The organism is Streptomyces sp. NPDC107517, assembly GCF_055582645.1.
Genome location: NZ_JBVJPM010000013.1, coordinates 167,722 through 185,571, shown reverse-complemented (window position 1 = coordinate 185,571; position 17,850 = coordinate 167,722). Strand labels below are relative to the sequence as shown.

The 17,850-nt window shown below is 70.6% G+C and carries 14 protein-coding genes and 1 tRNA gene; 6 read left to right on the top strand and 9 right to left on the bottom strand.

Annotation, left to right across the window (positions count from 1 at the left end; all coding sequences use genetic code 11):
• The first annotated feature begins 62 nt into the window (after positions 1–62).
• The gene (locus ACZ67T_RS28090) at positions 63–818 is read left to right on the top strand and encodes a sulfite exporter TauE/SafE family protein (protein ID WP_469987763.1); all 756 of its coding nucleotides are present in this window, start codon (positions 63–65) and stop codon (positions 816–818) included.
• A gap of 7 nt (positions 819–825) precedes the next feature.
• On the opposite strand, the gene ACZ67T_RS28085 is transcribed toward ACZ67T_RS28090, so the two are convergent.
• The gene (locus tag ACZ67T_RS28085; protein WP_469987762.1) at positions 826–2,901 is read right to left on the bottom strand and encodes an MDR family MFS transporter; all 2,076 of its coding nucleotides are present in this window, start codon (positions 2,899–2,901) and stop codon (positions 826–828) included.
• 289 nt (positions 2,902–3,190) lie between these two features.
• Positions 3,191–3,691: a DUF309 domain-containing protein gene (locus ACZ67T_RS28080; RefSeq protein ID WP_469987761.1), complete on the bottom strand. Its 501-nt coding sequence runs from the start codon at positions 3,689–3,691 to the stop codon at positions 3,191–3,193.
• 369 nt (positions 3,692–4,060) lie between these two features.
• On the opposite strand from ACZ67T_RS28080, the gene ACZ67T_RS28075 reads away from it, so the two are divergent.
• Positions 4,061–5,284: an RNA-guided endonuclease InsQ/TnpB family protein gene (locus ACZ67T_RS28075; protein ID WP_469987760.1), complete on the top strand. Its 1,224-nt coding sequence runs from the start codon at positions 4,061–4,063 to the stop codon at positions 5,282–5,284.
• A 130-nt stretch (positions 5,285–5,414) separates the two neighbouring features.
• Positions 5,415–5,488 (top strand) — tRNA-Pro (locus ACZ67T_RS28070).
• A 327-nt stretch (positions 5,489–5,815) separates the two neighbouring features.
• On the opposite strand, the gene ACZ67T_RS28065 is transcribed toward ACZ67T_RS28070, so the two are convergent.
• From ACZ67T_RS28065 to ACZ67T_RS28050, 4 genes are all read right to left on the bottom strand, one after another.
• Positions 5,816–7,429 carry a PucR family transcriptional regulator gene (locus tag ACZ67T_RS28065; RefSeq protein ID WP_469987759.1) on the bottom strand — a complete coding sequence of 538 codons (1,614 nt, stop codon included), beginning with the start codon at positions 7,427–7,429 and terminating at the stop codon, positions 5,816–5,818.
• Positions 7,430–7,602: 173 nt separating this feature from the next.
• On the bottom strand, positions 7,603–8,997 hold the full coding sequence (locus tag ACZ67T_RS28060) for an NAD(P)/FAD-dependent oxidoreductase (protein WP_469987758.1): 1,395 nt from the start codon (positions 8,995–8,997) through the stop codon (positions 7,603–7,605).
• A 50-nt stretch (positions 8,998–9,047) separates the two neighbouring features.
• The gene (locus tag ACZ67T_RS28055) at positions 9,048–9,713 is read right to left on the bottom strand and encodes an HAD-IA family hydrolase (RefSeq protein ID WP_469987757.1); all 666 of its coding nucleotides are present in this window, start codon (positions 9,711–9,713) and stop codon (positions 9,048–9,050) included.
• A gap of 44 nt (positions 9,714–9,757) precedes the next feature.
• On the bottom strand, positions 9,758–11,134 hold the full coding sequence (locus tag ACZ67T_RS28050; RefSeq protein ID WP_469987756.1) for an MFS transporter: 1,377 nt from the start codon (positions 11,132–11,134) through the stop codon (positions 9,758–9,760).
• A gap of 382 nt (positions 11,135–11,516) precedes the next feature.
• Between ACZ67T_RS28050 and ACZ67T_RS28045 the strand changes: the two genes are divergently transcribed.
• On the top strand, positions 11,517–12,566 hold the full coding sequence (locus tag ACZ67T_RS28045; RefSeq protein ID WP_469987755.1) for an aminotransferase class III-fold pyridoxal phosphate-dependent enzyme: 1,050 nt from the start codon (positions 11,517–11,519) through the stop codon (positions 12,564–12,566).
• Positions 12,559–13,551 (top strand): D-2-hydroxyacid dehydrogenase, encoded by a 993-nt coding sequence (locus ACZ67T_RS28040; RefSeq protein ID WP_469987754.1) that lies wholly within the window; start codon positions 12,559–12,561, stop codon positions 13,549–13,551. The genes ACZ67T_RS28045 and ACZ67T_RS28040 overlap by 8 nt, the downstream gene beginning before the upstream one ends.
• An 88-nt stretch (positions 13,552–13,639) precedes the next feature.
• Here ACZ67T_RS28040 and ACZ67T_RS28035 read toward each other — a convergent pair whose 3' ends face one another.
• From ACZ67T_RS28035 to ACZ67T_RS28025, 3 genes are all read right to left on the bottom strand, one after another.
• Positions 13,640–14,311: a GntR family transcriptional regulator gene (locus tag ACZ67T_RS28035; protein WP_469987753.1), complete on the bottom strand. Its 672-nt coding sequence runs from the start codon at positions 14,309–14,311 to the stop codon at positions 13,640–13,642.
• 79 nt (positions 14,312–14,390) lie between these two features.
• Entirely contained in the window at positions 14,391–15,749 is a 1,359-nt protein-coding gene (locus ACZ67T_RS28030; protein WP_469987752.1) for an MFS transporter, read from the bottom strand.
• A 58-nt stretch (positions 15,750–15,807) separates the two neighbouring features.
• Positions 15,808–16,797, bottom strand: coding sequence for a 2-hydroxyacid dehydrogenase (locus ACZ67T_RS28025; protein WP_469987751.1), 990 nt, complete (start codon positions 16,795–16,797; stop codon positions 15,808–15,810).
• A 160-nt stretch (positions 16,798–16,957) separates the two neighbouring features.
• On the opposite strand from ACZ67T_RS28025, the gene ACZ67T_RS28020 reads away from it, so the two are divergent.
• Positions 16,958–17,842: a dihydrodipicolinate synthase family protein gene (locus tag ACZ67T_RS28020; RefSeq protein WP_469987750.1), complete on the top strand. Its 885-nt coding sequence runs from the start codon at positions 16,958–16,960 to the stop codon at positions 17,840–17,842.
• Positions 17,843–17,850 lie beyond the last annotated feature (8 nt).

Sequence of the window (17,850 nt, the reverse complement as noted above, 5' to 3'; positions counted from 1 at the left end):
GTCCCAGCATGCGGCGCCCCCTGCCGCCGGCCGGATAGATGGGTCTAGCATCTGTCCCCGGTATGTACTCCATAACCCTCTGGGAATTCGCCGCGCTGGCCGCCGCGGCCGTGCTCGTCGGATTCTCGAAAACGGCCGTCAGTGGCGCCAACACGGTCAGCCTCGCCATCTTCGCGGCGGTCCTGCCCGCCCGCGAGTCCACCGGCATCCTGCTGCCCGTCCTCATCGCCGGCGACATCCTCGCCGTGCTGACCTACCGAAGACACGCCCACTGGCCCACCCTGTGGCGGCTCTTCCCGGCCGTGGCGGGAGGAGTGGTCCTCGGCACGCTGTTCATGGTGTGGGCCGACGACGCCATGGTGCGCACGTCGATCGGGGCGATCCTCCTCCTGATGGCCGCCGTCACCGTGTGGCGCAGACGCCGTGAGGACGCTCCGGCCGTCGAGGAGACCGCGAGCCGCGCGGGCCGCGCGAAGGCCCGCTCCTACGGCGTGCTCGGCGGCTTCACCACCATGGTCGCCAACGCCGGCGGGCCCGTCATGTCGATGTACCTGCTCTCGGCGGGCTTCCGGAAGCTCGGCTTCCTGGGCACCTCCGCGTGGTTCTTCCTCATCGTCAACTCGGCCAAGGTGCCCTTCAGCGTGGGCCTCGGCCTGATCAACGGGCGCTCCCTGCTCCTCGACGCGGCACTCGTCCTGTTCGTCGTACCGGGCGCGTTCATCGGCAAGGCCTGCGTGCACCGCATCAACCAGCGGCTGTTCGAGCGCCTGGTGATCGCGGCGACGGTCGTCGGCGGGGTACAGCTCCTGCTGCGCTGAGCCACCGTCACGAAGCGGAAAGCACCTTGTCCCGGCTGCGGGACGGCAGCCCGTGCTCCAGGTCCTCGGCCAGCAGCCGCTTCGCGATCGTGTCCACGGCGGCCCGCAGGTCCTTGCCCGGCGGCGTGCCGAGGTCCGCCTCCACCTCGCGGCTCAGCCACGAGCCCCAGGCATGACTGATCTCGTCCGCCTCGCGCTGCCCGGCAGCCGTGTTCGAGAAGTAGTGGCCGGCACGCGTCAGATAGCCCTCCTCGACCATGCGGTCGAAGACCGGCACCAGGACCTCGGGCGGCAGGCGGCGGCGGGCCGCGATCATGCCGAGGCTCGCGTGCCCCACCATCCGCGTGAAGAACTCGACCTGCATCACGGCCCACGCGCCCGCGATGTCGAGCCGTGTGTCCGACTCCGCCAGGATGCGCCGGGCAGTGTCCAGGTCCGTCGACTTGACGATGTTGCCGACGGACCGTTCGAGCAGGATCGCCGAGTCCCCGCCCTGCGGCGACGCGAAGCCCTCGCCCATGTCGGACGACCCCAGCCGCGCGCTGTCCCGCAGCTGCACCTGCTTCAGGAAGAGCGCCACGACGAAGCCGACCAGCGCGACCGGGACCGTCCAGAGGAACACCGTGTGCAGCGTGTCCGCGTACGCCTCCACGACCGGCTGCCGCGCCGGGGCGGGTAGGCGGTGCAGCCCCTCCGGGCTCTGCGCCGCCTTGGCGATCACCGCGGGCCGCGCGGCCCCCGTCCGCGCCGCGGCGGCGATCCCGTCGGCCAGGTTCGTCTTGAGCGCGTTGGCGTAGATGGTGCCGAACACGGCCGTGCCGAAGGAACTGCCGAGCGTACGGAAGAAAGTGACGCCCGACGTGGCCGTCCCCAGATCCGCGTACTCCACGGTGTTCTGCACGGCGATCGTCAGGACCTGCATGCTCAGGCCGATGCCGGTACCGAGCACGAACATGTACAGCGACGCGAGCCAGGCGCTGGTCGAACTGTCCATCATGGACAGCAGGTACAGCCCCACCGCCATGATCAGCGAGCCCACGATGGGGAACAGCCGGTACTGGCCGGTCTTGCTGACGACGTTGCCGCTGAACACCGACGCGAGCAGCAGACCGATCACCATCGGCAGGGTGCGCACGCCGGAGACCGTGGCCGAGTCGCCGTCCACGTACTGGAGATAGGTCGGCAGGAACGTCAGCGCGCCGAGCATCGCGAAACCCACGATGAAGCTCAGCACGGAGCACACCGTGAACACCGGGTTGCCGAACAGCCGCATCGGCAGCATGGGTTCGGCGGCACGGGTCTCCACCCAGCAGAACCCGGCGAGCGCGACGACGCCGCCCGCGAACAGGCCGATGATGGTGGGCGAACCCCACGCGTACTCGTTCCCGCCCCAGCTCGTCGCCAGGATGACCGCGCTCGCGCCGACCGCGACCAGCGCGATGCCCAGGTAGTCGATGACGGGACGGACCGCCGACTTCACGACGGGGATCGTGCGGGCCGCGGCGATGACGACGAGGATCGCGATCGGTACGTTGACGTAGAACGCCCAGCGCCAGGTCAGGTGGTCCGTGAACAGGCCACCGAGCAGCGGACCGATCACGGTCGCGACCCCGAAGACGGCCCCGATGGCACCCTGGTACTTGCCCCGCTCCCGCAGCGGGATGACATCCGCGATCAGCGCCATCGCCGTCACCATCAGGCCACCCGCGCCGATGCCCTGCACCGCGCGCCACGCGATGAGCAGCGGCATGTTCGTGGCGAGCCCGCACAGGAACGAACCGGTGATGAAGACGATCGCCGAGACCTGGAAGACCACCTTGCGCCCGAACAGGTCACCGAACTTGCCGACCAGCACCGTGGCGACAGTCTCCGCGAGGAGGTACGCCGTCACGACCCACGACATGTGCGCGGCGCCGCCCAGATCCGACACGATCGTGGGCAGCGCCGTGCCGACGATCGTCTGGTCGAGCGCGGCGAGCAGCATGCCCAGCATGATCGTCACGAAGACGACGTTGCGGCGCCGCCGGTCCAGCACGGGCGGCTGCGCCGAGGGCTGCACGGTCTCCGTTGCGGTGGTGGTCACCCGGCCAGCGTCACATCGCGCAGGCCTCCGCGCGGGTCCTGCGGAGCTTTATGGGTGACGGGCGCGGCGTCTGTGCTGGGCAGGGTTCTGCGGGGCTGCCGCCCCGCGCCCCGCTGTCCCGGGGTGCGGAGGTGGGGTCTTCGCCGCGGGTACTGGGGGCTGGGCGCGCAGTTCCCCGCGCCCCTTTGTGTGGGGGCGGGGCGAGGGGGTTCGGGTGTGGGCCTCTGCGGGTGGTGGGGGCTGCGCGCGCAGTTCCCCGCGCCCCTTAGTGGGGGGCCTGGGCGAGTGGTTATCGGTGCAGGCGGGGGGCGTTTGTTGCTGCGTCCAGGGTGGGAGGCTGGTTGTCCACCTGCTCGGCCAGCGTTGTCGCCCAGGTTTCCAGGGACGTCAGGTCCATTCCGTGCGGGGTGGGTCGGGCCGTCGCCCCGCGCCACATGGTGAGGCCCTCTGCACCGCGGCGCAGCAGGCGGGCGCCGCCCGTCGTGTTGCCTCGGGCCGCGTGCGTCAGGCCCACCGCCAGCTGCGCCAGGGCGCGCCACAGGCCGCGCTCCTCCTCGGGGCCGGACTTCCACGCGTCCTCGAACACCTCGTGCGCGTGGAACGGCCGGCCCGCGTCGAGCAGCGCCTGCGCCTCCGCGACCGTTTCCTCGGGGGTGCGCACCACCCCCTCCGGCTGCCGCTCCACCCCCTCCGCGCCGTACGGCAGCGGACGGCCGAGGCCGTCGCGGGGGCGCGCGTTCCGGGCCCGCCCCTCCTCGTCACGGTCCCGGCCCTTGCTCACGTCACTCATGCCTCGATTGTCCCGCGCCGGCGACCGGCAGTCCCGGAGCGGTCCACTCGCCGGACGCAGCCTCTCGCATCGGCTACCGGGTTTCATTCGCAGTGCATCGGGGTTCAGTCAGGTGGTGAAGCGAGTCTGGCGATCGCGACGTGGAGTGTCGCGGCTTCCCTCCCTGTGGAGCAGGGAGGTGTGGTCCTTGGGTATGCCGGTGCGCAGCATCATGGCTCGCCTCCCGCCCGGCCTCCGCCCCACGCGTCCAACGATCATTGGCGGGCGCGACAGGCCGGACTTGAGCGCGAGCGTCAAACAGGAGGACGATCGTGATCAGTTCCGATCTTCTGGGGCGGCGCCCGGACGGGCGCACCTAGGGTGACATTCATGCAGCTTCGGTATGCGTTCCGGTTGTACCCGGAACCGGGTCAACGCATGGCGTTGAGCCGGGCGTTCGGGTGCGCGCGGGTCGTGTTCAACGACGCGGTGCGTGCCCGCCAGGACGCCCGCGCGGCGGGTCTGCCGTATCCGAAGGCCGCCGAGCTGTCCCAGAACTTGATCACCAAGGCCAAGCGGACCGTGGAGCGGTCCTGGCTAGGCGAGGTGTCCTCGGTGGTGCTCCAGCAGTCTTTGCGGGATGTGGAGTCCGCCTATAAGGCGTTCTTCGCTTCCCTCAAGGGGGAGCGTAAGGGTGCGAGGGTGGGGGCGCCGCGGTTCAAGTCGCGGAAGGATTCGAGGCAGTCGATCCGGTTCACGGCCAACGCCCGCTGGTCCATCACTGCGGGTGGCAGGCTGAACCTGCCGAAGATCGGCGAGGTGCGGGTGAAGTGGTCCCGCGCCCTGCCCGTGGTGCCGTCCTCGGTCACGGTGATCAAGGACTCGGCGGGGCGGTACTTCGCGAGCTTCGTCATCGACACCGACCCGGCCACCGACGCCGGCCGGATGCCCGCCACCGAGCAGGCCATCGGTATCGACCTGGGCCTGACCCACTTCGCGGTGCTGTCCGACGGCTCGAAGATCGACTCTCCTCGGTTTTTGCGCCGGGCGGAGAAGAAACTCAAGAAGGCCGGGCGGGAGCTGTCCCGTAAGCAGAAGGGCTCGAAGAACCGGGCCAAGGCCCGGCTCAAGGTTGCCCGCGCGCATGCGCAGGTGGCCGATGCGCGCAAGGAGTTCCACCATCAGCTCTCCACCCGGTTGATCCGCGAGAATCAAGCGATCGCCGTGGAAGACCTGTCGGTCAAGGGCCTTGCGCGCACCAAAGTTGCCAAGTCCGTCCATGACGCGGGATGGTCACAGTTCGTGACCATGCTCGCCTACAAGGCGGCCAGGTACGGACGGACCCTTATCAAGATCAACCGGTTTGAGCCCACCAGCCAGATGTGCTCCACCTGCGGACACCACGACGGGCCCAAACCCCTGCAGGTCAGGGAATGGACCTGCCCTGAGTGCGGCACCATCCACGACCGTGACCACAACGCGTCGATCAATGTGAAACAGGCCGCCGGACTGGCGGCATCGGCCTGCGGAGCGCCGGTAAGACCAGCACCCGTTCTGGCACAGCGCGAAGAAGCAGGAAGCCACGGAATCCCAGCAGGAAGCCGTGCCGCGTAGCGGCACAGCAACCCGTGGGACGGCCAGAATCCTCGGGCTATAGCCCGAGGAGCATGTCAAAGACCACCCCTGAGCTTGGGGTATTGTTCTTTCTGCGCCGCCAAGCGGAACACCCGCCGGGCGGCGCGACCGGGACGTGGCGCAGCTTGGTAGCGCACTTGACTGGGGGTCAAGGGGTCGCAGGTTCAAATCCTGTCGTCCCGACGGTCAGTAGTTTGCATTGCCGGTCAACGGCTGGTTCGAGGTTCTCGAACCGGCCGTTGTCTGTTTTGGCGGGCCGCGAGCACCGTTGACTGATCGACGCTCCCAGCGGCGGGCAAGTTTGGCCACGCGCAGTCCGGACGCGGATCCAGCCTCACCGTGCCGAGGGTGGGTCTATCCACCACGCCCACCGACTTCACGGCCCAGCGAAAGATGCGCACGCGCTGGACACAGAGCGGTTGCGCGTCGCCGTGCTCAGCGCTTGTGGCGGCGGGTTTCCGCGTGGCCGGAGCCGCATCCTCGGTGAGGTTCACGGCCACCGGCGGGAACCTACGACGCGGAGGCCGCCCCGGTCTGGCTCAGTGCGTCGAGTGCGGTGATCGCCACGTGCAGTTGGGTGCGGCAGGTGCCGGATTCCAGGTCGGTTCCCATCATGCGCGCGATGGCGTGGAGGCGCTGGTAGAACGCCTGGCGGGAGAGGCCTCTGTGCTTGGCCGCGATCGATTTGTTGCCGGCGGCTTCGAGGTAGGCGCGCAGTGTGGGCAGCAGGTCCGTGCCGTGACATTCGTCGTGGTGGACGAGGGCGCCGAGTTGCCGCTCCACGTAATTCTGTACGCGGATGTCGTCACGGAGCGAGTAGAGGAGTTCGGGGAGAGCGATGTCGGAGGCCACGTGGAAGGGGCGGTCGCGTGAGGCAGGGCCGATGGCGTCGGCGACCTGTTCGGCCTCGCGGAACGCCCGTGTGACTCGGCTGAGTTCGGTGACGCCGGGGCCCACGGCTACGACAATGCCTGAGCCGAAGGTCTCCTGGAGGTCGTGGCCGATTCGCTGGGTCACGGGCTGCCACGGTGTGGCCCGGGCCAGGGCGAGGAGCACGCCGGTGCGCTGCCCGGGCAGCTCGCCCACCAGCGCCTTCACACCGGATGTGGAGAGGTGCTCGGCGAGGTGGTCGGCCGGGCCCGAGGCGTCCTGGGGGGTGGATGCGATGCCGGAGTGGTCGATGACGAGAGGCAGGAGACGGTGGCCTGTGGTGGGCAGGCCCAGGGCCTCCGCTCGCAGGCGAGCCTCGGTGCGGCTGCGATAGCGCCAGTGGAGAAGGTCGTGCAGGACCGAGCTGTGGGCGCGCCGGGCCCACGAGGACGGGGCGGCGAGCCGGGCCAGGGTGAGGGCGGTCGCGGTCTGTTCCAGGACCATGGTGTGCTCGGGGCCCGGGAGTTGCCCGGCGGCCTTGGGCAGCATCACCAGGCGCCCCCAGTGCTTTCCCTGTTCCTCGACCGGGGCGACGAGCCAGCCCTCGGGGCCGCTGGGTCCGGTCCGGTCCGGCGTCGGCGCCGTGCGGGAGCGGCGCGGCCAGGCCTCCAGGACCTGCCCGTTCGTGGAGTCGCCCGACGCGCAGATCAGCGCATGGTGGACGAGGTTCTCCAGCACCACCGGGCAGCCGGTGAACTCGGCCGCCGCCCTGACGAATTCGTCCGGTCCAGCGCCGTGCAGGGTGAGTGCGGTGAAGCGCTGCTGCACCTGCTGGGCGCGCCGCAGCAGTTCGCCCTGGGCGTCGAGAATGAGCGCGTGGACGGTCTGTGTGACCTCGATGAACCGCACCCCGCGCGACAGCAGGACCAGCGGCAGACCGCGCTCCTTGCACGCCACGACCAGGTCGGGTGGCGCCTGTTGGTATCGGCGGCCGAGCTCGACGACGAGGCCGGCCGCGCCTACGTCCGCCAACTGATCGACGTAGAGGCGGAGCTGGCCGGGGTCGGACGGGTGCGGCATGCCGGTGGTGAGGACCAGTTCGCCGCCCTCCAGGAAACTGGCCGGGTCGAGGAGTTCGGTGACGTGGACCCATCGGACGATGTGGTCCAACTGGTCCTCCCCGGCGGCGACCCGCGGGAGTCCGGCTGCGATGACGGGCAGCCGCAGCACGTCAGCGACCGTGAGGAACGGCATGAGGGCAGCCTCCTGAGTGGGCGTGCCGAGCGCTCCGGCACGGGCCTGCGGACCACTGTGCGTGGCGGAGCGCTGACCGCGCAAGAGGTGATCTTGTGGTGTGGGCCCTGTGAGCTGGGGGTAGACCGCCTCAACTCCCTTCTGCCGAAGCGGCCTTCACGTCTCCACGAGCTTCAGGGACGCCGGGCAATCAAGTCGGCGACCGTCGCGATCGGCGACGTACGACTGCGGCCGCTCGCCTCGTGCCGGTCCGCGAGGCGGTACGCGACGTACAGACCGCGCACGCCGAGCCAGCGCAGTGGCTCGGGTTCCCAGGTGCCGGGGCTGTGCCCGGTCCACGGCAGCCGGGTCAGCCGGGAGTCGCGGCGCAGGACCAGGTCGGTGAGGGTGCGGGCGGCGAGGTTGGTGGCGGTCACACCGTGACCGACGTAGCCGCCCGCCCAGCCGAGCCCGCTCTCCCGGTCGAGCCCGACGGTCGCCGACCAGTCGCGCGGCACCGCCAGGACGCCGCACCAGGCGTGATCGACCCGCGCCCCCTCCGTCTGCGGCAGCACTGTGTGGAGGGTGTCGGTGAGTTGGGCGATCGTGCGGTCGTCGACGCGGCCCGCGTCGTCGGTGCGCGAGCCGAACCGATAGGGCACGCCGCGCCCGCCGATGGCGATGCGGTCGTCCGCGGTGCGCTGCGCGTACAGGTGGCCGTGCGCGGTGTCGCCGAGGGTCTCGCGGCCCGCCCAGCCGATGTCGTCCCACACCGAACGGGGCAGCGGTTCGGTGACGAGGAGCGAGCTGTTCATCGGCAGCCAGGCGCGCTTGAGCCCGGGCAGCCCCGCGGTGAAGCCTTCTGTGGCGCGCAGCACCACGGGGGCCTTCACGGTGCCATGCGTGGTGACGGCGCGACCCGGTTCGATCGCGGTGACGCGGGTCTGTTCGTGGAGCGTGACGCCGAGTCGTTCCACGGTGGCGGCGAGCCCGGCCACCAGGGACGCGGGCTGCAGCCGGGCGCAGTGCGGCGTGTAGACCGCCGCCGTCATGCCGTCGACGTTGATGCGCGCTGCGGCCTCGGACGGAGTGAGCAGAACCGTGTCGGTGACACCCCATGCGTGGTCCGCCTCGGTCTTGTGGCGCAGTCGGGTGGCCTGGGCCGGGGTGCGGGCCACCCGCAGCGTGCCGCCCTTCACGATGTCGGCGTCGATGCCTTCGCGCGCGGCGACAGCGATGATCTCGTCGACGGCCTCGTTCATGGCGCGCTGCCAGTCGAGCACCGCCTCGCGGCCGTACTGCTCGGCGAGTCGCTCACGGGCGCCGGGGATCAGTCCGGAGGCCCAGCCGCCGTTGCGCCCTGAGGCGCCGAAACCGGCGAACTCGGCTTCCAGAACGGTGATCCGCAGTGAAGGGTCGGCCTTCTTCAGGTAATACGCGGTCCACAGTCCCGTCATGCCGGCACCGACAATGCAGACGTCGGCGTCGCGGTCGCCGGGCAACGGGGCGCGGGGAGTGGGCAGTTCGGCGAACCAGTGGGAGATCCGGCCGTTGACCGGGGCGGGCCGGCCGGCCGTGGTCGTGGTCATGGGGCGTGTCCTTGTCTTTCGCGGCGCGGGGGTGGTGAGGGCTGGGCCTGTCAGACGCCGAGCAGCCCCGGCAGCTCGGACAGGTCCTTGATCTCCTCGTACGGCTGGTACATGGCCGAGCCCGGGAACCCGTACCGGTTGACCCAGATCCGCCGCATGCCCGCGTACCGCTTGGTCGGCATGATGTCGTACTCCCAGCCCTGCGCGGTGTGGATGATGTCCTCGGGGCCGCGGCCCGTCGCCTCCATCAGGTACTCGAAGGCCCGCGGCAGCGGCTTGAAGGCGCCGGCCTGCTCGGCGGTGAGCACGTAGTCCCACTCCACGCCGAGCTCGTCGACCGCGTACTTGATGAGGTCGTCCTCGCTGTTGGAGAGGATCGCGATGTCGTACTCGGACTTGAGGCGGCGCAGCGCGTCCGGGACCTCGCGGAACGCCTTGAACTTCTTGATCGCCTCGATGAGCGCCTCGCCGTCCTCGTCGCGGTACTCCAGACCGTGCAGCAGCATCACGTTGCGCAGGGTGCGGCGGACGGTCTCGCGGTAGGGGCGGTAGTCGTCGACGACGCCCTGGAAGCGCATCACGTACGCGTCGTGATGGAACTGCTTCGGATCGACGCCGTACTGCTCCAGACGGTCCTTGACGATCTCGTGGGTGGCCGACTGGGTGTCGAAGTTGATGAGGGTGCGGTAGCAGTCGAAGCTGACGACCTTGCGCATGGTGACTCTCCTGTAGGTATGGGAACTTCGGGTATTCGGAGTGGTCAGACGCGGCGGCCGGCGTCCGCCAGGTCCAGGTCCTTGGTCTCGGGTGCCAGGAACACGGAGGTGAGCAGGCCGACCACCGTGATCGCCACGGCGATGCCGAGCGTGCCCCGCACGCCCAGGTCGGCGGAGACCATGGGGAGGAGGAACGTGGAACTCGCCGAGCCCACCCGGCTCATGGCCGTGGCGATACCGACGCCGGTGGCCCGCAGATCGGTGGGGAACAGCTCGCTCGGGTAGACGAACTGCAGCCCGCTGCCGGCCGCCTCGAAGAACTGGAAGGCGGCGAACAGCGCCACCACCAGGAATGCCCAGTGCAGCGGCAGCACCGCGAGTGCCAGCAGGGAAAGGCCGATGCAGGCGAAGCTGCCGACGAGCAGTGAGCGGCGGCCGATCCGGTTGACGACAAGGAGACCGACGCCGATACCGGCCACTGCGATCGTCGTGATCAGCGCGCTCGCCCCGTACGTGCTCTCCACACCGAGGGCGGAGAGCATCTGCGGCTGGAAGGAGCGCACCGCGAAGGCGGGCGCCACCTGGCAGATCCAGAAGACGGAGCAGAACACGACGGGGACCGTGTAGCCGCGCCGGAAGATCTCGACGAGGTTGCCGAGGCCCGAGCCGCCCCGCTGCTCGTGCCCTGCCTCCGTGACCAGCCCGGCTTCCGCGCGCAGTTCGGCCTCGTCGACGTCGCGGCCCAGGTGCTCACGCACCACGCGCCGTGCCTCGTCGAACCGGCCCCGCGCGGCCAGCCAGCGCGGGGACTCGGGCACTCCGGAGCGCAGGAACATGAACACCAGGGCCGGCACTGCGCCGGAGGCCAGCATCCAGCGCCACGAGTTGTCGCCAAGGCCGGTCAGCGCCCAGGCCGCCCAGAAGCTCGCCCCGTACCCGACCCACCACGCGAGGACCAGGCCGGACAGGGCGGGACCGCGCATCCGGCGCGGCACCAGTTCCGTGGTGAGGGCCGAGGCGATCGGATAGTCGGCGCCGATCGCGATGCCGATGAGCAGGCGCAGCACCAGCAGTTGCCACGCCTCGGTGACGAAGAACTGCAGCGCCGAGAACAGCACGAACGCCGCCAGATTGAGCACGTACATCAGATGGCGCCCGAACCGGTCGGTGACCGGCCCGAACACCGCGCCGCCCAGGAAGACGCCTACCAGTACGGAGGCAGCGATCAGGCCGGTCCACAGGGTGTCGAGGTGAAGGGCCGGGGTGATGAGGCCAAGTGCCACGCCCATCACGCCGAGGAGGTAGCCGTCGCAGAACGGGCCGCCCATGGCCACCACCGTGATCCGGCGGTGGAAGGACGTGACCGGTGCGTCGTCGAGGGACAGGCCCCGTTCGTCGGTCGAAGTCGAAGTCGCGGACATGCTGGAGCTCCTGGGGGACGCGGAACGGCAAGGGCGGGACGCGCGCAGGATCGACGAGTCGCTCGCGGGCAGGCGAGTCACTCGGAACACGACGGCAACGTGGGACAGGGGAGAGGTGCCGGGCCGGTGTTCCGGGGGTGGCTCATCGGTTGGCTCATCACACTCGTGCAGGCCGGGGGCAGCGTCAATGAACACGGTGTTCGCCTTCCGGGTGCCGGTCGGAACACTGTGTTGCGTGATCCGGGCCGAGGCTGCGCCGGGTTGACACACCGTCCACATCCCGCGGCCCGGCCGAACACCGTGGACGTTGACCGTGCGGTGACCCCGCCCGGAGGCTGAAGGTCGTTCCCCGCCCTTCATCGCGTCCTGGGAAAGCTGCCGTATGAGCCACCTGTCCGAGCACCTGCGTCATGCCACACCGGTCGTCGCCGAACGAGGCGAGGAGGTTCACCTGGTCGGCGCCGAGGGGCGCCGCTGCCGGGGCTTTACTGCTGGCATCGGCATCGGCATCGGCATCGGCATCGGCGTCACCAGCACCGGCCACTGCCACCCCGAGGTGGTGGCCCCCGCCCAGGAGCAGGTGGCCACGCTCATCCACGGCCAGTACACGACCGTCCTGCACCGTCCGCTCCAGGGCCTGGTCGAGCGGCTCGGCGATGTGCTGCCCGGCGGCGACCGCTCGGCCGCCGTCCACGACGCTCTCGATCTGGGCCCGCCGTGCAAGGCCTGCGCGTCCGACTCTCCGATACGGGCGTCGACATGGCCGCGTACACGTCGGCATTCCTGCACCGGCACTATGCCTGGCGCCTGCGCCCGCGCAGCCACGACACACTGGACTGGCTCCTCTGGTGGGCGGCGCTCGCCCGGTGGGCGGCCCGTCCCGTCAACGCCCTGCTCACCGGTCCGGACGGCCGCTGGATCGCGCGCGGGCGGCGTCACCGGCGAGCGTGCGCTGCCCCGCTTCGCCTCACGCCGGGCCCTGCGCCGACACCTGCCGCCGCCGTCCGACACCGAAGCCTCGGTCCTGCTGATCGTCGACTCGTTCACGCGTGCCTTCCGTCCGGAGGCGGCCTGGGCCAGTGCCCGCGTCCTGGCCGACGCGGGTCTGCCGGCCACGGTGCGCAGGGGCCTGTGCTGCGGCCTGACCCGGGGCACCACCGGACAGCTCGACATCGCGCGGCGCGTGTTGACCCGATGGCACACCGGTGGCCCACGTCGGCGGCCCTCACCGGCCACGAGCCCTGCACCTTGCACAACTGCTCGACCCTGTACTGGATCCCGACTCTCGCGGAGGCACCCCCTGATGACCACCACCCACACGGCCCCGCAGGGTGTGATTGAGGCCGTCCCGAAGTCGCGCGGCCGCGTCGGCATCGACGCGCTCCCCGGGTACAAGTACCTGGCGATCCCGGTGGCGGAGCCCCGTGGCTGACCGGCTCGTCGTCCTGCACCGTGGCCAACTGCCACCGCACGCCGACCGTATCGAGGCCCTGGCGAACACCGTGTACGCCACCGAGGAGGACCTGCCGATCCTCCTTCCGGGGTCCGACGCCCTGTTCTGCTGGCACTCCCTAAGCGAGGCGGTCGCCGAGGCATGGCCCGACGACCCGGCGCTCGCACCGAGTTGGGTCCATGTAGCTGCGGCGGGTGTCGACCCGCTGCTCTTTCGTGCCCTGGTGGACGACCCAGCGGTCGTCCTGACCAACTCCCGGGGCGTCTACGACCAACCGATCGCCGAGTACGTACTGACCCTCGTCCTCGCCCTGGCCAAGGACCTCCCCGGCACGCTGGAACATCAGCGGCGTCGCGAATGGCGGCCCAGGGACAGCGAGCGCATCGCGGGCCGAACGGCCCTTGTCTGGGGGACGGGCCCCATCGGCCGCGCCATCGCCCGGCTGCTGCGCGCGGTCGGCATGGAAGTGGCGGGTGCGGGCCGCGCACCGGTCGACGATGACCCGGACTTCGGTTGCGTGCACGGTCCCGCCACCCTCCATGCCGCGCTCGCGGACGCGGACTACGTGGTCCTCGCGGCCCCGCTGACCCGGCAGACCCGCGGCATGGTCGACACGGCGGTGCTGGGCGCCATGAAGGCGGGGGCGAGGCTGGTCAACATCGGCCGTGGCGCCCTCGTCGACGAGGCGGCCCTGATCCGGCGCCTTGCCGACGGCCGCCTGGCCGGAGCAGCCCTCGACGTCTTTGTCCGTGAACCCCTGCCCCGTCCCTCGCCGTTGTGGGACCTGCCCGGCGTCATCGTCTCGCCGCACACGGCCGGGGAGATCCGCGGCTGGCGCTCCGACCTGGCCGACCTGTTCCTCGACAACCTCATGCGAAGGGCCGAGGGCAGGCCCCTGCGCAATGTCGTCGACAAGACACGCGGTTACGTACGCCAGGCACGGGGCGCGGTATCGCAGGGGTGACACTCACCCGGGCCCGCGCCCGCGGTCCTCGGCGTGCCGACGTACGGGACCGCGCGGAGCGGGCTGGGCAGCGCTCAGGTGCGCCGTGTCACTGCGCTTCCTTCAGCCTGGTGCGCAGCCGACGCCCGGCGCTCAGGATGTGCTCGCTCAGCATCTCGACCGCCTGATCCGTGTCGCGCGAGCGGACCACGCGGACCAGGTCGGCGTGGGAGGCGACCGACGGGTGCAGGTCGCGGTCCTGGGTGTTGGTGACGTCCAGGAGGGCCGCGAACACCGGCCGGTACTGCTCCCATGCCGCCCACAGGCGCCGGTGCTGGGCGAGTTGGTAGAACGTGGTGTGGAACTCCAGGTCCGCCTCGGCGAACGCGGAGGGGTCCTTGTCATCCGCCGCCTTCGCCATGACGGCGACCCTCGCATCGAGGTGGTCGGCCGCGGCGGGCACATCGGCACGCTCGATGGTGCGGGTGAGGGCCAGTCGCTCCATGGACGCGCGGAGCGTGAACAGTTCGTCGATGTCGTCCTCGCCGAGCCCGGTGACGAAGACTCCGCGTCGGCGGGACTCCACCAGGCCCTCGGACTCGAGGCGGCGCAGCGCGTCACGGATCGGGCCGCGGCTGACGTCGAAACTGTCGGCCAGGGCGCCCTCCACGAGATGCGTGCCCGGCTCCAGTTCGCCCTTGACGATCCGCATCCGAAGCTGGTGCGCCACGCGCTCGCCCAGCGGCAGCTGCCGTACCTGATCCACTGCCAGCCGGTCCACGCCTGGTCCTCCTCGCCCCTGGGCGGACGCACCGTGCTCGAGTGCGCCCGCCCCACTGTCAACGGTCAACGGAAAGCCACTATGCCACCGTCTTGGAGCCGGACCTGTCCAGCCTCAGCGGCTGCACCTTCGGCAGCAGGAACGCGTACGTCGCCGCACCGATCAGCGCCACGCAGCCGGCCGTCATGAGGGGCAGGGTGAAGGAGCCGTTGCTGCCCATCAGCACGCCGAGCAGCAGCGGGGAGACGATGCCCGCGATGTTGCCCGCGGTGTTCTGAATGCCCGCGATGGATCCGACGTGGCCGGGGGTCGGGGCGACGTCGCCGGGCAGGGACCACACACTGGCGGCGGCGAACGTGGAGCAGAAGTACGAGGCGGACAGTGCCGTCAGCGCCATGCCGACGCTCGGCGAGACCACCGCGAGCGCGATCACCGAGGTGCCGAGCAGACCGCCCACGAGACAGATCTTGCGGGCCTTGGTGACCGGCGTCCCGCGGCGCACCAGCCAGTCGGAGACCAGCCCGCCGCACCAGCCGCCGACCATCGAGGCGAGACCCGGCACCATGCCGAGGAAGCCGAACTTGAGCGTGGACAGGTGGTACGTCTCCACGAGGTACGAGGGGAACCAGGTGATGAAGAAGTAGGCCACGAAGTTGACGCAGAAGAAGCCGAGCATCATCGCCCACACCAGGCGGAAGCGGAACAGGTCGCGCCATCTGATCGCGGTCTGCTCGGGGGCGTCCCCGGTGTCCTGGCCGGCCTTGATGTAGTCGAACTCCGGCTTCTTGAGCTGCTTGTGTCGCTCGGGGTCGCGGTAGTAGAGCCACCAGCCGAACGCCCACAGGACGCCGAGTCCGCCGGCCACGAGGAAGGCGGCGCGCCAGCCGAGGCCGGCGACCACGAGGGCGACCAGGGGGATGGACAGCGCGCCGCCGACGGCGTTGCCGTTGTTGAACGTCGCCGAGGCGAAGCTGCGCTCTCCCTTGGGGAACCACTTCGCGACGACCTTGGCGCTGGCCGGGAAGGAGGGGGCCTCGCCGAGGCCCAGGACCATACGGAGCGCCACGAGCATGCCGGTGCCGCGGGCGATGCTCATCAGCGCGGTCGCCACGCCCCACCACAGGCTGGCGAAGAAGAGGGCGACGCGCGGTCCGACGCGGTCGGCCAGCCAGCCGCCGGGCATCTGCCCGAAGGCGTACGTCCAGAAGAACGCCGACATGATCAGGCCGGACATCGTCGAGGAGATGTGGAAGTCCTCGCTGATGTGGGGCAGCGCCACGCTCAGGGTGGCCCGGTCGATGTAGTTGATCGTGATGCCGGCGAAGAGCAGACCGAGGACGGCGAAACGGACCCGGCCGGTGCGGGGGCGGGGGCCGGTGGTGTGCGGAGTGTCGGGATCGGCGGCGGAGGGGCGGGTCTCAGGCTGGGTGGACGTCACTGTGTACCTTGCGTTCCTGGGGCAGGGACTGGGGCAGGGAGAGCGGCGGGCGGCAGGTTCAGCCGCGGGCCTGGTCCGGCGAGACGCCGTTGACGACGGCGCGCGGGGACTTGCCGGAGAGCACCAGGTCGAGGCTCTCGATCACGGAGGCCCGCAGATTGTCGTACGCGGTGTGGGTCACTCCCGCGGAGTGCGGGTTGAGCAGGACGTCCGAGCGGCCGCGCAGCGGGGAAGCGGCGGGCAGCGGCTCCTCGGTGAACACGTCGAGGGCGGCACCCGCCAGGCGGCCCGAGTCCAGGGCCCGGGCCACCGCGTCCTCGTCGAGCACACCGCCGCGGCCGGCGTTCAGGACGTACGAGCCGTGCGGCATGCGCTCCAGCAGTTCGGCGCCGACGGCGCCGCGCGTCTGCCCGTTGAGCGGCATGTGGAGGGTGAGAACGTTGCTGCGCTGGGCCAGCTCCGCCAGCGAGACGTACTCGCGGTCCGGGTCGCTCGGGTACGGGTCGTGGACCAGGATCTTCGCGCCGAAGGCGTCGAGGCGGCGGGCGACGGCGCGGCCGATGTTGCCGAAGCCCGCGATGCCGACCGTGAGTGAGGAGACGTCGGGGCCGCGCAGGCCGTCGGGGCCCCACTCGCCGCGCTCGACCTTCTCGTGGCCGAGGGCGAAGTGGCGCAGCAGGTACAGCAGGGCACCCACCGTCCAGTCGGCGACCGCGTCGGTGTTGAAGCCGGGGAGGTTGGCGACCGGGATGCCGCGCTCGGCGGCGGCGACGTGGTCGACTCCGTCGAAGCCCACCGCGACCGACTGGATCAGCCGGCAGTGCGGCATCGCGTTCATCAGCTCCGCGGTGATACGCCGCTCCTTCTCCAGCGGCGCGAGGACGACCGTGGCCGTCGACAGCGTCTCGAGGCGGTGGCGCGGGTCCTCGTCGGGGCCGATCTCGGAGATGCGCAGATCCGGGTGGCCGGGGAGCAGCCGGCGCAGTTCCGCGGGGCTCAGGTCGTTCAAGTGGTAGAGGCTGACGAGGTGTTCGGGCTGAACGGGCATGGTGCGCTCCGACGTGAAGTGGGGTCGGCGGCGACCCCTGCGGCTCGTGACTTCGGTCATCCTGAGTCATACGATCTGGAGTCGTCAACGGTTAACCGTTGACGAAAATCCTCTGACTTTCCGCCGGTTGTGCGCGTCATCCCGAAAGGATCGCCCTCTTATGTCCCACTCTGTTCCTCTGCAGTCCACCGTCATCACCCCGCTCGTCACCCCGTTCACGACGACGGGAGAGGTGGACCTGGCTGCCGCCCGCGAGCTGTTCCGCTTCACAGCCGCCACCACGGGCCGGCTGATGATCGCGGGAACCACCGGCGAGTTCCCCGCTCTGGACCGTGCCGAGCGCCGCCGGCTCCTCGAACTGGCGCTGGAGACCGCCGGTCCCGAGGCCGTGATGGCACACACCGGCGCCCCGGACGCCCACACCGCTGCCGCCCTGACCCGCGACGCCGTCGCCGTGGGTGCCACCCGTATCGCCGCCCTCACCCCGTACTATTTCGCCGCCACCGAGGGTGAACTGCGCGACTACTTCCGCCGGGTGCGCGAGGCCGCGGGCGAGGCCGAGCTGTACGCGTACCTGTTCCCCGAGCGCAGCGGCATCACCGTGGGGCCCGAGCTGTTCGGGCGCCTCGCGGCCGACGGTGACTTCGTCGGCGTCAAGCTCAGCGGCTCCCCGTCCACCGAGGTCGCCGCCTACCGTGCCGCCCTCCCCGACGGCTTCGCCGTCTACTCCGGGAGCGACGCCCTGCTGACCGATGTCCTCGACGCAGGCGGTGCGGGCGTCGTCTCCGGCTGCTCGGGCGCGATCCCGGAGCCGTTCCTGGAGCTGGCGGCGGCGCACCGCGCGGGCGCCGACGCCGACGAACTCGCCCGCCTCCAGCAACGCGTCGACCGCGTGGTCGCGCTGCTCGGTCCGAGCACGGGCCGCATCAAGCACGCACTGATCGCACGTGGTCTGCCGGCCGGTACGGCCCGCATGACGGTCGGCCACCCGGACGAGCGCACGGCGGCGGAGATCGAGAAGCTGGTCGCGGACGTGGTCGGCTGAGTCCCCGG

Coding starts and splice junctions, on each gene's coding strand:
- ACZ67T_RS28020 (WP_469987750.1), top strand. CDS start 16,958: ATGTCCCACTCTGTTCCTCTGCAGTCCACCGTCATCACCCCGCTCGTC.
- ACZ67T_RS28055 (WP_469987757.1), bottom strand. CDS start 9,713: ATGCGCAAGGTCGTCAGCTTCGACTGCTACCGCACCCTCATCAACTTC.
- ACZ67T_RS28090 (WP_469987763.1), top strand. CDS start 63: ATGTACTCCATAACCCTCTGGGAATTCGCCGCGCTGGCCGCCGCGGCC.
- ACZ67T_RS28050 (WP_469987756.1), bottom strand. CDS start 11,134: ATGTCCGCGACTTCGACTTCGACCGACGAACGGGGCCTGTCCCTCGAC.
- ACZ67T_RS28060 (WP_469987758.1), bottom strand. CDS start 8,997: ATGACCACGACCACGGCCGGCCGGCCCGCCCCGGTCAACGGCCGGATC.
- ACZ67T_RS28075 (WP_469987760.1), top strand. CDS start 4,061: ATGCAGCTTCGGTATGCGTTCCGGTTGTACCCGGAACCGGGTCAACGC.
- ACZ67T_RS28025 (WP_469987751.1), bottom strand. CDS start 16,797: ATGCCCGTTCAGCCCGAACACCTCGTCAGCCTCTACCACTTGAACGAC.
- ACZ67T_RS28080 (WP_469987761.1), bottom strand. CDS start 3,691: ATGAGTGACGTGAGCAAGGGCCGGGACCGTGACGAGGAGGGGCGGGCC.
- ACZ67T_RS28045 (WP_469987755.1), top strand. CDS start 11,517: ATGAGCCACCTGTCCGAGCACCTGCGTCATGCCACACCGGTCGTCGCC.
- ACZ67T_RS28065 (WP_469987759.1), bottom strand. CDS start 7,429: ATGCCGTTCCTCACGGTCGCTGACGTGCTGCGGCTGCCCGTCATCGCA.